Raw genomic sequence first — 13,996 nt, forward strand, 5'->3', positions numbered from 1 at the left:
GGCGGGGGCCGGCGCGGGCGCCGGGGCGGCGGCCGCGCGCTGCGGGGCGGGAGCCGGCTGGGGCGCCGGGGCCTTGGTGCCCACGGCGACGATGCGGTCGACGGGCGCGCGGGTGACCTCGTCGCCGGTCTGCTCGGCCTGGATCTCCTTGCCGTCCTCGGTCACGGTGGCGAAGGTGAGCGTGCGCTCGCCTGGGACGCCCTCCTGGACGACCTTGGTCTGCCCCTTCAGCAGCGAGGCGTCCTCGCGCTGGACGGTGGCGAAGTCGACCGGCTGGGTCTCCTGGCGCTCGGCGCGCACGACCCGGGTGACCACGACCTGCGCGGCGCCGTCCTGGCCGGGGCGGATCTCGACCCGGTCGGGCTGCTGGGTGGTCACGCCCGCGGCCTTGAGCGCGTCGGTGACGTAGGCGGTGCCCTCGAGCTGCACGCGGTTGGTGTTGCCGTCGGCGACGACGTCGACCGGGCCGTCGACGACGAGGGGCATGTCGAGCGGCTGGCGCCCGTCCTCGAGCGAGCGGGAGGCGGCGACGGACACGTCGCGGCCGGACTCGGCCAGGCTGTTGACGACCTCGCCGCTGGTCAGGGCGGTGGTCCAGACCTTCTGCTCCTCGCCCGCGACGGTGACGGCGACCTCGCGCGCGGTGCGCACGACGACGTCGGTCCCGTCCTTCAGGGCGGTGTCACCTCCGGGGGCGAGCAGGTCGTGCTGGCCCACGGCGATGCCCTGCTCTTCGAGCAGGCCGTCGACCGAGCCGGCGAAGGTGGACAAGGTGTGGCGCTGGCCGTTGATCTCCAGGTCGACGCTCTTGTGCGCCTGGGCGGTGGCCGCGCCGGCGACGAGGAGCACCGGGACGACGCCCAGAGCGAGCCAGCGGCGGCGGGACTTCTTCTTGTTGGGAGTGTGGTCGGACGTCGGAGCGGCGCCCACGGCGGGGAGGGGGGTGGTGCTGTGGTTCGCGGTCACGAGGTTCCTTTGACGCGGTGCCCGGGCACAGAGCGCCGTCGCGGCGGGGAGGACCCGCCGCCCGCGGAGCGGCACGACGGCCGGTCTGATCCGGCTGACACTTGTGGACGCACGACGCCCACCGGTCCGGGGTGGACCGATTCGAAACCGTAATCGAATCGTGATCTGCCGTCTAGGCGAGTCGGCTGGGCATGAATCGACTCAACGCGCTAGGCAGACCGGTCGGCACGGCCCCCTGCGTCGTGCCGACCGGTCCACGAGCCGCACGAGCGCGCCAGAAACGCTCCGTCGTCGTGCGGCCGGGGTCCGCGGGGACCCCGAGACCCTCAATTCTCAAAGTTCGGCGTGGCGGCCCGGCGTGTCGCACCCGCCGCCGTCACCCCCGCCCGCGAGGTCGCCGCTCCCGCCCCCGGGCGTGGGACGCGTCGCGTCCGCGCCAGCAACGGTCCGGCCTCCCGGACACGGCGCACGTGGGACGCGTCACGTCCGGGCGTCACGGCGTGGGACGCGTCACGTCCCGGCAACGTCGTGACGTCACCGGACGTGCGGCGTCGCGACCCGTCAGTACCAGTTGACGGCCTTGGAGTGGGCCCACGCGTTGCACGGCGTCCCGTACCGGCCCGCGATGTAGTTGAGGCCCCAGGTGATCTGCGTCGCCGGGTTGGTCGCCCAGTCGGCGCCCGCCGAGGCCATCTTCGAGCCGGGCAGGGCCTGCGGGATGCCGTAGGCGCTGGAGGAGGGGTTGTCCGCGTAGACGTTCCAGTTCGACTCCTTGGTCCACAGGGAGTCGAGGCAGGAGAACTGGTCCGCGCCCCAGCCGCGGGCCGCGGCGAGCTGGCGGCCGATGGCGCGCGCGTCGCCGGAGACGGCGACCCCGGCGGCCGGGGCGGCCGGGGCGGGCTTCTTGGTGCCGACGAGGACGACCTCGTCGACCTTGACCGTGGCGACCACCGAGGCGACGAGCTCGCGGGAGACCTCCTCGTCGCCGGCCTTCTTCACGACGTAGGTGTTGGTGGCCACGCCGTCGACGCCGGCGGTCTGGACCTTCCGCTCCCCCTCGGGCAGGGAGGGGTCCTTCTTCTCCACCGTGGTGAACTTGTCGACCGTCTCCTCGGTCACGTGCTCGGCGACCACCCGGGTCACGGTGACCGCGCCACCGTCGGGCACCTCGCCCGAGAGCGGGGCGGAGACGACGTCGTCGGCGTCGACGACGATCCCGGCCTCGGCGAAGGCCTGGCCGAGCGTGGTGGCCGCGGTGGTGACCTCGTGGTCCTCGCCGTCGACGGTCGCGGTGAAGGTGCGGACGGCCTGGGCGTCGAGCGCGGCACGCCCGTCCACCTGGGAGCGGGAGGCGACGTCGCCCGAGCGCATGGCGAGGGTGCCGGCGTCGGCGCTGATGTCCGCGGCGGGCAGGTCCGCGCCCTGGGTGAGGGTGAAGGCGCCCGTGCCCACGACCACCGCCCCGAGCACGCCGGCGCGCAGGGTGTGCACCGCCGGGGTCGGGAGCCCGAACGTGGCCGAGCCGCGCTCGGCGGCCTGAGCGGCCTCGCGCAGCGCACGCCGGGACCCGGGGGTGGGCGGGCCCACCACGGGCGCCGGAGCGGTGTGGGGCGCGCCGTGTCGCCCAGCAGTGTGTCGTGCCACGAGAAGCAGTCCTGCCGATCGGGAGGGTTCGATTCCGGAAGTGACCGTAACCGATTCGTAACCTCTAGCAAAACTGCCGCAACAGGTGTTGTGGATCACGTCCTCGTGGGCGGCGCGGCTGGCAGCAGCGCCTGTCCGGTGTTTCCGCCGGAACGACCCGAACGGTCGAACCGGTGTTCTGGCCGTGACCGGGCAGGAATCCGCCCCGGGGTGGGGGCGCCTACCAGGTGCCGTAGACGGCGTCGGTGTTCGCCGTCAGGGTGGCGCACGTCTCGGCCAGGCCGAGGCCCAGCTGCTCGGCGACCGCCTGGACGGTCAGCGGCAGCACGTAGGAGGCGTTGGGGCGGCCGCGGTGGGGCGCCGGGGTGAGGTAGGGCGCGTCGGTCTCGACGAGGACGAGCTCGGGCGGCAGCTCGCGCAGTGCCGCCCGCAGGTCGTCGTTGGCCTTGAAGGTCACCGGCCCGGCGAAGGAGGCGTACCAGCCGTGCTCGGCGCAGGTGCGGGCGAGCTCGACGTCGCCGGAGAAGCAGTGGAAGACGGTGCGCTCGGGCGCGCCGTCGGCCAGCAGGACGTCCACGACCGCGGCGTGGGCGTCGCGGTCGTGGATCTGCAGCGGCTTGCCCAGCTCCTTGGCCAGGGCGATGTGGTCGCGGAAGGCGCGCACCTGGAAGGCCTTGCCCTCCTCGCCGGTGCGGAAGAAGTCCAGGCCGGTCTCGCCGACGACGACCACCCGCGGGTCGCGGGCCAGGTCGGCGACGTGCGCGATCGCCTCGTCCAGGCCGATGCGGTGGTGGGCGCGCACGTGCGGCTCGAGACCGTCGGGGCCGACCTCGCGCACGCCGGCGTGCAGCGGCGCCTCGTTGGGGTGGATCGCCAGCCCGGCGGCCAGCTCGCGGTGGGCGGCGGCGAGCGCGAGCGTGCCGGCCAGGGACGGCACGTCGCAGCCGATGGTGATCATCCGCTCCACGCCGACCGCCGCGGCCCGCGCCAGCTGCTCGGCGGTGCTCAGCGGCGCCTCGCCCGGCGGCAGGGCGACGTCGTCGTCCAGCAGCGGGGCGCCGTCCTCGCCGAGCAGCGGGAAGTGGGCGTGGTTGTCCACCACGGGCGCGGGCAGCGGCGCGGGCGCCTCGGGCCAGCCGCGGCGCTTGGACTTCTTGCCCATCAGCCCTCGGCCCGCAGCCGGGCGAGCTCGCTGTCGACGACGTCCTCGTCGAGCTTGGTGAAGATCGGCGTCGGCTTGGCCACCGGCGCCCCGACCGTCACCGGGCGCGGGCCCCAGGCGGGCATCCCCTCGCCGCCGCGGCCGTAGTCGCCGGTGATGACCGGGTAGGGGTCGCCGCCGTCGAGGTCCTCGACCTCCTCGATGCGCGGCATCGGGGCGACGTCGCCGCCCCCGCCGAGGACGGCGTCGACGGCGTTGGCCGAGTGCGGCAGGAACGGGCTCAGCATGACGTTGAGGTCGGAGACGGCCTGGGCGAGGGTGTGCAGCACCGTGGCCAGGCGCTCGCGCTGCTCGGGGGCCTTGAGCTTGAAAGGCTCGGTGCGGGTGACGTACGTGTTCGCCTCCCCCACCAGGCGCATGGCCTCGGCCAGGGCGGCGCGCTGATGGTGGCCCTCGATGAGCCCGCCCACGGTGGCGAAGCCGGCGCGGATGGCGTCCTGCAGCTCGACGTCGATCGGCTCGAGCGCGCCGGGGGCGGGGATCTCGCCGAAGTTCTTGGCGATCATCGCCGCCGTGCGGTTGACCAGGTTGCCCCAGCCGGCCACGAGCTCGCCGTTGGTGCGCCGGACGAACTCCGCCCAGGTGAAGTCGGAGTCCTGGGTCTCCGGGCCGGCGGCGGAGATGAAGTAGCGCAACGCGTCGGGCTGGTAGCGCGAGAGCACGTCGCGCACGTAGATGACCACCCCGCGGGAGGAGGAGAACTGCTTGCCCTCCATGGTGAGGAACTCCGAGGAGACGACCTCGGTGGGGAGGTTGAGGGTGCCGTACACCCCCGGCGCCCCGCCCTTCGCGCCCTCGCCGTCGTAGCCGAGCAGCTCCGCGGGCCAGATCTGGGAGTGGAAGACGATGTTGTCCTTGCCCATGAAGTAGTAGGACAGGGCCTCGGGGTCGTTCCACCACTGCCGCCAGGCGTCGGGGTCGCCGCTGCGGCGGGCCCACTCGATGGAGGCGGAGAGGTAGCCGACGACGGCGTCGAACCACACGTACAGCCGCTTGGTGGGCTGGTCCTCCCAGCCCGGCACCGGGATGCCCCAGTCGATGTCGCGGGTCATGGCCCGCGGCTTGATGTCCTCGAGCAGGTGCTGGCTGAACTTGATGACGTTGGGCCGCCAGGTGCCCGACGCGGCCCGCCCGTCCAGCCACTTGCCCAGGGACTCCGCCAGCGCGGGCAGGTCGAGGAAGTAGTGGGTGGTCTCGACGAACTGCGGCACCTCGCCGTTGATCTTGCTGCGCGGGTCGATGAGGTCGACCGGGTCGAGCTGGTTGCCGCAGTTGTCGCACTGGTCGCCGCGGGCGTCGTGGTAGCCGCAGATCGGGCAGGTGCCCTCGATGTAGCGGTCCGGCAGAGTCCGGCCGGTGGAGGGGCTGATGGCGGAGAGCATCGTCTGCTCGACCATGTAGCCGTTGTCGCGCACCGTGCGAAACATCTCCTGCACGACGGCGTAGTGGTTGCGGGTGGTGGTGCGGGTGAACAGGTCGTAGCTCAGCCCCAGCGCCACGAGGTCCTCGACGATGAGGCGGTTGTTCTGGTCCGCGAACTCCTTGGCGGTGTAGCCCAGCGCGTCCGCCGCCACGAGGATCGGCGTGCCGTGCTCGTCGGTGCCCGAGACCATGAGGACGTCGTGGCCGGCCATGCGCATGTAGCGGCTGAAGACGTCGGAGGGCACACCGAAGCCGGCCACGTGGCCGATGTGGCGGGGCCCGTTGGCATACGGCCACGCCACGGCGGAAAGGATGCGGGTCATGGGGCCAGCGTAGTTGGCGCGGGAGGGCCCGCCGCGTGGGGGCCGGGTGCGCGGGTGCCGACGGCGGGCGGCGCGGGCACCCGGGCGCCGGCGGCCTGGGGCGTGGCGGGCACGCGGGCGCCGACGGCGTGGGGGCCGTCACGGGCGGGCGCCGGAATGTGCGGCGGCGCGGGTCCGTTGTGCTCAGCGACCGGCCCGGTCCACGCCCCCGGGCCTCACCCATCGCCGCTACGAGCGGCCGTCCGCCGCGAGGCGGCTGTCGGGCCGGTCACCTGCTTCATCGGCAAGGACGACGCCGTCCGGCTCACTACTTCCACCGTCCGGTTCCTCGACACCGGCCGACCCATCGGCGAGCACGACCTCGACGGCGTCGACCTCCCGCCGCGGCACGGTGGTCGGGGCCTCGAGGTGCACCGCCCCGCTGGGCAGGATCCCGGCCCCGCCGAAGCGTTCCATCACCCGCCACTGCGCGGCGACGTCCTCCCCCGCGTGCTCCTCGGGCAACCGCGGCCAGAAGCCGAACCCGCCGCACTCCAGCAGCGCCTCGCGGCGGAGCAGCACGCACCCGCCCACCCAGGCGACCTTGTAGGCCACCCACTCCCCCTCGGCGAGGTCGAGCTCGCCGGCCAGGTGGGTGAGGTTAGCGGCGTTGTGCAGCGGCCACCGCGCGTAGCCCTCGGTGCCGCGGCGGATCCGCTCGGGCCGCACCGGGCCCACCCATGGCTCGAAGACGGTCCGCTCGTGGGGCCGGTCGTCGTCGAGGTAGGACAGGCCCTGCACGGCGGCGCCGACGAAGCCGCACCCGAGCCGGCCGAGGGCGTCGTGCAGCCGGGCGAGCATGCCCGGCTCGAGCCAGACGTCGTCGTCGAGGAAGAGCACCTCCGCGGCGGTGGCGCGGTCGAGGAGGAACTGGCGCTGCTCGGCCATCCCGCGGCGCGGCACGTGGCGCAGCACCTCCACCGGGCGGCCCTGGGCGCGCAGCACCCGGGCCATCGCCGTCACCGCGGGGGCGGTCAGCGCGGCGCCGTCGTCGGACTGGTCGCTGACCACGACCCGGAAGGGCGGGTCGTCCTGCGCGGCCAGCCCGGCGAGGGTGACGGCCAGCTCGCCGGCGCGCCCCGCGGTGGGGATGAGGACGTCCACCGCCGGGTCCGGGGCCTGCCCGCTGCGCGCCCAGGCGCCGGACCCGCGCCGCGAGGTCGCGCGGTCGGCGCGCGCCGTCGCGCCAGGCCGCGCCGTCACGCCAGGCCGCCGCGAGCTCAGGCCGTCCCCACCCGCCGCCACCTCAGCCCTCCCGCGCCGGCTGGCGGATCCGCTCGACGACGGCGGTGGTGGAGTGCTCGGCCACGTAGTCGAGCATGCGCACCTGGCCGCCGTAGGCGCGCACCGGCCCGGTCTCGGCGAGCATCTCCGGGGTGTAGTCCCCGCCCTTGGCGTAGACGTCGGGGCGGATCCGCTCGATGAGCGGGATCGGGGTGTCGGTGTCGAAGACGGTGACGTAGTCCACGCAGGCGAGCGCGGCGAGGACGGCGGCGCGGTCGGCCGCGGGGTTGATGGGCCGCCCGGGGCCCTTGAGCCGGCGCACGGAGTCGTCGCCGTTGATGGCGACGACGAGGACGTCGCCGAGGTCCTTGGCCTGCTCGAGGCAGCGGGTGTGCCCGCGGTGGAGGACGTCGAAGCAGCCGTTGGTGAGCACGATGCGGCGCCCCGCCGCCCGGTCGGCGGCGAGGCGGGCGGCCAGCGCGTCCGCGGCGAGGGTCTTGGCGCGGCGGGCGCCGAGCCGGGCGGCCAGCTCGTCGGTGGTGCACACCGTGGTGCCCGGCGCCCGGACGACGACGTCGGCCGCCGCCTGGGCGACGTCCGCGGCCGGGGCCAGGGGCAGCCCGGCGGCGAGGGCCAGGGTGAGCCCGGCGACGAAGGTGTCCCCGGCGCCGGACGCCTGGGCCTCGGGCACCGGACGGGTGTGGGTGCGGCGCGGGGCGGCGTCGGGCGTGAGCACCACGGTGCCGTCGCGGTCGAGGGTGACCACGACCGCCTCGGCCCCGCTGGCGGCGAGGATCTCCGGGGCGCGGGCGGCCACCTCGGCGACCCGGTCGGGGCCTAGCGGGCCACCCAGCAGCACGGCGAGCTCCTCGGCGTTGGGCGTGGCGACGGCCGGGTGCAGGGCGGCCCACGGGCGCGGGTCGTGGGCGTCGACGACGGACAGCGGCGGGCGGCGGGTGCGGGCGGTCAGGGCAGCACGGACCGGGTCGGCGAGCGCGCCGGCGCCGTAGTCGCACACCACCTCGGCGGCGACGTCGCCGGTGGCCGCGAGCACCGCCCGGGCCAGCGCGGCGAGGACGGCCTCCGGGTAGCCGGGGCCGGGGGCGTCGTCGGCGCGCAGGAGCACCTGGTCGTCGGCGACGATCCGGGTCTTCGCCGTCGTGGTGACGCCCCCGGCGACGACCACCGCGGCGACGTCGACGCCGGCGGCGTCCAGCAGGTCCAGCAGCCGGCGGCCGGCCTCGTCGTCGCCGACGACGCCGGCGAGCCGCACCCGGGCCCCCAGGGCGGCGAGGTTCATCGCCGTGTTGGCCGCCCCGCCGGGGGCGTAGCGCCGTCCCGCGACCTGCACGACGGGCGCCGGCGCCTCCCGGGTGATGCGCCCGGCGTGGCCGGTCCACCACCCGTCGAGGATGAGGTCGCCGACGACGGCGACCCGAGGTGCGGCCCGGCGCAGCCGCTCGGCCAGGCCGGCGGGGTCCTCGGGGCTGCGGAAGCTGCTCATCGGTCCTCCTGGGACAGGGGCACGACCCCAGCAGGGAAGCACGATCCGGTGGGGCGTGCGCGCCGAGCCGGCCAGCGGTTGCCCGGCCCACCGGACCGAACTAGGAAGGGCCCACCGGTCCGTGCGGCGGCGCCGGCGGCGACCGAGGCGCGGCCGGGGAGGAGCAGCGATGGTGACCCCCACGACCGCGGCCCCGGCCCTCGCCGTCGGCCCGCTCGCCCCCCGCTTCGAGGACGTCGAGCGGATCGCCGTCCTGCGCGGCGGCGGGCTGGGCGACCTGCTCTTCGCCCTGCCGGCCGTCGAGGCGCTGGCCGCGGCGTACCCCGCCGCCCGGATCACCCTGCTCGGCACCCCGCTGCACGCCGACCTGCTCGCCGGCCGGCCCGGGCCGGTGGCCGGGGTCGAGGTGCTGCCCCTGGCCCGGGGCGTGCGCGAGTCCCCCGGGCGGGAGGAGGACCCGGCGGGCACGGACCGCTTTCTCGACCGGCTCGCCGCGCGCCAGTTCGACCTCGCGGTGCAGGTGCACGGCGGCGGGCGCTTCTCCAACCCCTTCCTGCTCCGGCTGGGGGCCCGGCACACGGTGGGCACCCGCACCCCGGACGCCGCCGCCCTGGAGCGGACCATCCCCTACCGGTACTACCAGCACGAGGTGCTGCGGGCCCTGGAGGTGGTGGGGCTGGCGGGGGCGCCGCCGGTCATGCTCGAGCCGCGGGTGACGGTGACGGAGGCGGAGCGGGCGGGCGCCCGGGAGCTGCGCGCGCCCGGCGCGCCGGCGCTGCTCGTCGTCCATCCCGGCGCCACCGACGCCCGCCGGCGCTGGCCGCCCGCCCGCTTCGCCGACGTCGCCGCCGCCGCGGCCGCGGCGGGGGCGCAGGTGGTCGTGGTCGGGGCGGGCGAGGACGTCCCCGCGGCGGAGGAGATCGTCGACCGGGCCCGGGCGGCGCTGCCCCCGGCGGCGCGCTCCCGGGTCACCTCCCGCGCCGGCCGGCTCACCCTCCCCGGCCTCACCGGGCTGCTCGCCGAGGCGGACGTCCTGCTCGGCAACGACTCCGGCCCCCGCCACCTCGCCCAGGCCGTGGGCGCCGCCACCGTGGGGGTCTACTGGTTCGGCAACGTCATCAACGCCGGCCCGTTGGGCCGGGCCCGCCACCGGGTGCACCTGGGCTGGATGACCACCTGCCCGGTGTGCGGGCGCGACGTCACCTCCGAGACGGCGCCGCGCTGCGAGCACGAGGACTCCTTCGTCGCCGACATCGGCGTCGAGCCGGTGCGCGCGGACGTCCTCGACCTGCTCGCGGCGCCGTCCGGCGGCGTGGGGCCTTGGTGAGGCTCCTCGGCGCGCCCGACGGGCGCCCGGAGCTGCTCGCCCTGCGGGCCCTCAAGCTCGGCGACCTGCTCGTGGCCGTCCCGGCGGTGCACGCCCTGCGCCGGGCCTACCCCGAGCACCGGCTGGTGCTCGCCGTGCCGGGGTGGCTCGCCGAGGTCGTCGCGCTCGTGGGCGGGGTGGACGCCCTGCTGCCCACCCCCGGCCTGGACCACCCGCTGCCGCTGGCGCCGGGCCGGGTGGACGTGGCCGCGGACCTGCACGGCGGCCCGGCGAGCGCCGCGCTGCTCACCGCGCTGGCCCCGCGCCGCCGCATCGCCCACCGCGGGCACGGGGTCGCCGAGGGGCCGGAGTGGCAGGACGGCGTGCACGAGCGGGTCCGGTGGGCCCGGCTCGTCTCCGCCTTCGGCGCCTCGGCCGACCCCGACGACGTCGGCCTGCTGCCCCCGCCGCACCCGCCCGTGGTGGCCGGGGCCGCGGTGGTGCACGTCGGGGCGTTCCACGGGGCCCGGGAGTGGCCGGTGGAGCGATTCGCGGCGGTGGCCGCCGGGCTGCGGGCGGAGGGGGCGACGGTCGTGCTCACCGGCAGCGCCCGCGAGCGCGACCGGGCCCTGGCGGTCGCCCGCCGGGCCAGGCTGGGCGAGGACGCGGTGCTGGCCGGGCGGCAGGGCCTGGGCGAGCTCGCCGCGCTGATCCACGCCGCCGCGCTCGTCGTCTCCGCCGACACCGGCGCCGCCCACCTGGCCTCGGCCTACGCGGTGCCCTCGGTCGTCCTCTTCGGGCCCGCCCCGCCCGAGGAGTGGGGACCGCCCGCCGGCGGCCCCCACGTGGTCCTCACCGACGCCGGGGCGCGCCGGGGCGACACCTTCGCCGCCACCCCGGACCCGGCGCTGCTCGCCGTGACGGCCGCCGACGTGCTCGCCGCGGCCCGGGCGCTGCTCAGGCCGGCGCCGTCGCGTCCGCCGGCCGGCGGATGAAGAACGCGGCCACGACGACCAGCAGCGAGAGCACCGCCCCGCAGAGGAACGCGGCCCGCACGCCCCCGGCCAGCGCGGCGGCGTCGCTCGCCGTCGTCCCGGCCAGCGCCGCCGCGCGGGTGGACATGACGACGACGAACAGGGCGGTGCCGGCGGCCCCGGCGAGCTGCTGGGCGGTGCCGAGGACCGCGCTGCCGTGGGAGTACAGCGCCGGGCGCACCGAGCCCAGCGCCGTGGTGAAAAGCGGGGTGAACAGCAGGGCCAGGCCGAGACACAGGGCCATGTGCGCGGCGAGGACGGCGGGGACGGGCGTGTCCGTGCTCAGCCGGGTCAGCGACCACAGCACCGCGCTGACGACCAGCGCCCCGGGCACGACCAGCAGCCTGGGGCCGCGCCGGTCGTAGACCCGGCCGACCACGGGTCCGAGCAGGCCCATGAGCAGCCCGCCGGGCAGCAGGAGCAGGCCGGTGGCCAGCGGCTCGAGGCCGAGGACGTTCTGGGTGTAGATGGGGACCAGGATGATCGTGCCAAACAGCGCCGCGGTCAGCAGGGCCATGAGCCCGACCGACACGGCGAACTGCGGGGAGGCGAAGGTGCGCAGGTCGAGCAGGGCGGCGTCGCGGCGCTGCAGGGCCAGCTGGCGCAGCACGAACGCCACCAGCGCCACCGCGCCGCCGGCGAGCGGGGCCCACGTCGCCGTGCCCGCTCCGCCGGTCCCGAACGTGCTGAGGCCGTAGACCAGCCCGCCGAACGCCAGCGCCGAGAGGACCACGGAGGCGACGTCGATGCTGCCCGGGCGCGGGGTGGAGACGTTGCGGACGCGGGCCAGGCCCAGGGTCAGGGCGGCCAGGGCGATGGGCAGGACGATCCAGAACATCGCCCGCCAGCTCAGGGCGCTGAGGATGAGCCCGGAGATGGTCGGGCCCAGGGCGGGCGCGACGGAGATGACGATGGAGATGTTGCCCATGGTGCGCCCGCGCAGGGCGGGCGGGACCAGGGTCATCACCGTGGTCATGAGCAGCGGCATCATGATCGCGGTGCCGCTGGCCTGCACCACCCGGCCGACGACGAGCGCGGGGAACCCCGGGGCCAGCGCGCACAGCAGGGTGCCGAGGGAGAACAGCGACATGGCGGCGGCGAAGACCGGCCGGGTGGCCAGCCGCTGGAGGAGGTATCCGGTGACGGGGATGACCACCGCCATGGTGAGCATGAACGCCGTCGTCAGCCACTGCCCGGCGCTGGGGCCGATGCCCAGGTCCGCCATGATCCGCGGCAGGGCCACGCCCATGATCGTCTCGTTGAGGATGACGACGAACGCGGAGACCAGCAGCAGGCTGATGACCAGGCGGCTCTCCGGCGCGAGCCGCTCGGGCGGGGCGAGGATCGGGGCGGACGGGGTGGTCTCGGTGGTCTCGGTCATGCGGGGCCTCCGGCGTCGGGGATGGGTCCGTCCGTGCGTCGAGCGGCGCGGGGCGATCTCGACACGGCGCGCGGACCGATCCGGGTGGGACCCGTGGCGGCCCGGGCGCGGGCCGGTGTGGGTGGGGACCGATGGGGGCCGGCATGCGGACCGGCCTGGTGATTGTGGGCCCTCCGGGCGCCCGGGGGAAAGCGATTTTCCAGGCACCGGCCGGGGGCCGACAGGCGCCTGCGACAATGGCGGCAGTTGTCAGTCGCCGCCGGCGACCCCACCGAGGAGGAGAACGACGTGACCCAGCAAGCGGGAGAGCGCCGGCGGGCGCTCATCCTCGTCGACGTGCAGCCGACCTTCTGCGAGGGCGGGGCCCTGCCCTCCCCCGGCGCCAACGCCGTCTCCGAGCGGGTGGCGCGCTACGCGGTGGAGCGGCGCGGGGACTACGCCATGGTGGTCACCACCCAGGACTGGCACATCGACCCGGGCGAGCACTTCTCGGAGACCCCGGACTTCGTGGACACCTGGCCCCCGCACGGGGTGGCCGGCACCCCCGAGGCCGAGCTGCACCCGGCGCTGGCCGGGCAGACCTTCGACGCCTCGGTGAAGAAGGGCATGTACGCCGCCGCCTACTCGGGGTTCGAGGGGGTCGACGCCGACGGGCGGACCCTGGCGCAGATCCTGCGCGAGGGCGACATCGCCGAGGTGGACGTCGTCGGGCTCGTGGAGTCCCACTGCGTCAAGGAGACGGCGCTGGACGCCAACAAGCTCGGTCTGGTCACCCGGGTGCTCACCGACCTCACCGTGCCCGTGAGTCCGGAGCTGGGCGCGAAGGCGCGGGAGCAGCTGGCGGCCGCGGGCGTGGAGCTGGCCGAGTCCGGCCTGTCCTGACAGCGGCTCAGCCCTTGTGGGCCTGACGGCGGCTCAGCCCTTGCGGGCCAGCGCGGCCTGGTAGAGCTCGCGCTTGCCCAGGCCGGTCTGGGCGGCGACGGTGGCGGCGGCGTCCTTGAGCCGGGCGCCGCCGTCCGCGAGCGCGAGCACCTCCTCGACGTGGTCCTCGGCGCGGGCGGCCACCGGCGGGGCGCCGGCGACGACGACGGTGATCTCGCCGCGCACGCCGTCGTGCGCCCAGGCGGCCAGCTCCGCGAGCGGGCCGCGGCGGACCTCCTCGTAGGTCTTGGTCAGCTCCCGGCACACCGCCCCCGGCCGGTCGGCGCCGAAGGCCTGCGCCATGTCGGCCAGCGTCCCGGCCAGCCGGTGCGGGGACTCGAAGAAGATCATCGTGCGCGGCTCCTGGGCGAGGGCGGCGAGCGTGCGGGCGCGGTCCCCGGCGCGGCGCGGCACGAAGCCCTCGAAGCAGAACCGGTCGGTCGCCAGGCCCGAGAGCGCCAGCGCGGTGAGCACCGCGGACGGGCCCGGCGCCACGCTCACCCGCACCCCGGCGTCGGTCGCGGCCCGCACGAGGCGGTAGCCGGGGTCGGACACCGACGGCATGCCGGCGTCGGAGACGACGAGGACGCGGGCGCCGTCCTGGGCGGCGCGCACGAGCTCGGGGGCCCTGTCGTGCTCGTTGTGCTCGTGGAAGCTCAGCAGCCGGCCGCTCACGTGCACGCCGAGCCGCCCGGCCAGCGCCCGCAGGCGGCGGGTGTCCTCGGCGGCGACGACGTCGGCCTCGGCCAGGGCGCGCCGCAGCCGCGGCGGGGCGTCGGCGGGGTCGCCGATGGGGGTAGCCGCCAGGAGGATGACGCCCGGCGTCATGGCCGGGACCTCGGCGGGGACCTCCGGGGCGGGCGCGGCGTCCGGGGTGTCCGCGGTCGCCCCGACGGCGACCTCGTCCGGCTCGTCGGGCAGCGGGGGCCGGGGGGCGTCGTCGTGGCTCACCCCACCAGTCTCCCCCAGGGCGTAGGTGCGGGGCCCGGCGCCCCCTCGGCGGCCCTCGG

General features: G+C 76.2%; 11 protein-coding genes. 3 read left to right on the plus strand and 8 right to left on the minus strand.

The features are described from left to right. The 6 genes from GD970_RS11645 to rfaE2 form a co-directional block, all read right to left on the minus strand. A partial coding sequence (locus GD970_RS11645; RefSeq protein WP_152203067.1) for a G5 domain-containing protein occupies nt 1–966 on the minus strand: 966 nt, incomplete at its 3' end. A 561-nt stretch (nt 967–1,527) separates the two neighbouring features. Next, nucleotides 1,528–2,553 (minus strand): aggregation-promoting factor C-terminal-like domain-containing protein, encoded by a 1,026-nt coding sequence (locus GD970_RS11650; RefSeq protein WP_152203068.1) that lies wholly within the window; start codon nt 2,551–2,553, stop codon nt 1,528–1,530. Nucleotides 2,554–2,830: 277 nt separating this feature from the next. Then, nucleotides 2,831–3,772 (minus strand): TatD family hydrolase, encoded by a 942-nt coding sequence (locus tag GD970_RS11655; RefSeq protein ID WP_152203069.1) that lies wholly within the window; start codon nt 3,770–3,772, stop codon nt 2,831–2,833. Continuing rightward, nucleotides 3,772–5,577, minus strand: a complete 1,806-nt coding sequence (metG, locus tag GD970_RS11660) for a methionine--tRNA ligase (RefSeq protein WP_152203070.1) — start codon at nt 5,575–5,577, stop codon at nt 3,772–3,774. Before metG ends, GD970_RS11655 begins: the two co-directional genes overlap by 1 nt. Before the next feature lie 228 nt (nt 5,578–5,805). Further along, nucleotides 5,806–6,819 (minus strand): glycosyltransferase family 2 protein, encoded by a 1,014-nt coding sequence (locus GD970_RS11665; RefSeq protein WP_211489688.1) that lies wholly within the window; start codon nt 6,817–6,819, stop codon nt 5,806–5,808. A 43-nt stretch (nt 6,820–6,862) separates the two neighbouring features. Next, nucleotides 6,863–8,344: a D-glycero-beta-D-manno-heptose 1-phosphate adenylyltransferase gene (gene rfaE2, locus GD970_RS11670; protein WP_152203071.1), complete on the minus strand. Its 1,482-nt coding sequence runs from the start codon at nt 8,342–8,344 to the stop codon at nt 6,863–6,865. Nucleotides 8,345–8,513: 169 nt separating this feature from the next. Between rfaE2 and GD970_RS11675 the strand changes: the two genes are divergently transcribed. Further along, entirely contained in the window at nt 8,514–9,671 is a 1,158-nt protein-coding gene (locus GD970_RS11675) for a glycosyltransferase family 9 protein (RefSeq protein ID WP_152203072.1), read from the plus strand. Then, nucleotides 9,668–10,645, plus strand: coding sequence for a glycosyltransferase family 9 protein (locus tag GD970_RS11680; RefSeq protein WP_152203073.1), 978 nt, complete (start codon nt 9,668–9,670; stop codon nt 10,643–10,645). Before GD970_RS11675 ends, GD970_RS11680 begins: the two co-directional genes overlap by 4 nt. On the opposite strand, the gene GD970_RS11685 is transcribed toward GD970_RS11680, so the two are convergent. Next, on the minus strand, nt 10,608–12,065 hold the full coding sequence (locus GD970_RS11685; RefSeq protein WP_152203074.1) for an MDR family MFS transporter: 1,458 nt from the start codon (nt 12,063–12,065) through the stop codon (nt 10,608–10,610). The two genes, GD970_RS11680 and GD970_RS11685, sit on opposite strands and share 38 nt — an antisense overlap. Nucleotides 12,066–12,353: 288 nt before the next feature. Between GD970_RS11685 and GD970_RS11690 the strand changes: the two genes are divergently transcribed. Continuing rightward, entirely contained in the window at nt 12,354–12,947 is a 594-nt protein-coding gene (locus tag GD970_RS11690) for an isochorismatase family protein (RefSeq protein ID WP_152203122.1), read from the plus strand. A 33-nt stretch (nt 12,948–12,980) separates the two neighbouring features. Here GD970_RS11690 and rsmI read toward each other — a convergent pair whose 3' ends face one another. Then, nucleotides 12,981–13,814, minus strand: coding sequence for a 16S rRNA (cytidine(1402)-2'-O)-methyltransferase (gene rsmI, locus GD970_RS11695; RefSeq protein ID WP_152203123.1), 834 nt, complete (start codon nt 13,812–13,814; stop codon nt 12,981–12,983). Nucleotides 13,815–13,996 lie beyond the last annotated feature (182 nt).

Origin of the sequence: Georgenia thermotolerans (assembly GCF_009193185.1) — a bacterium.
Taxonomy (GTDB): Bacteria; Actinomycetota; Actinomycetes; order Actinomycetales; family Actinomycetaceae; genus Georgenia; species Georgenia thermotolerans.

Bases quoted from the DNA above. Each gene is read 5' to 3' on its own strand.
- rfaE2 (WP_152203071.1), bottom strand. From the start codon at position 8,344: ATGAGCAGCTTCCGCAGCCCCGAGGACCCCGCCGGCCTGGCCGAGCGG.
- metG (WP_152203070.1), bottom strand. From the start codon at position 5,577: ATGACCCGCATCCTTTCCGCCGTGGCGTGGCCGTATGCCAACGGGCCC.
- GD970_RS11675 (WP_152203072.1), top strand. From the start codon at position 8,514: ATGGTGACCCCCACGACCGCGGCCCCGGCCCTCGCCGTCGGCCCGCTC.
- GD970_RS11655 (WP_152203069.1), bottom strand. From the start codon at position 3,772: ATGGGCAAGAAGTCCAAGCGCCGCGGCTGGCCCGAGGCGCCCGCGCCG.
- rsmI (WP_152203123.1), bottom strand. From the start codon at position 13,814: ATGACGCCGGGCGTCATCCTCCTGGCGGCTACCCCCATCGGCGACCCC.
- GD970_RS11685 (WP_152203074.1), bottom strand. From the start codon at position 12,065: ATGACCGAGACCACCGAGACCACCCCGTCCGCCCCGATCCTCGCCCCG.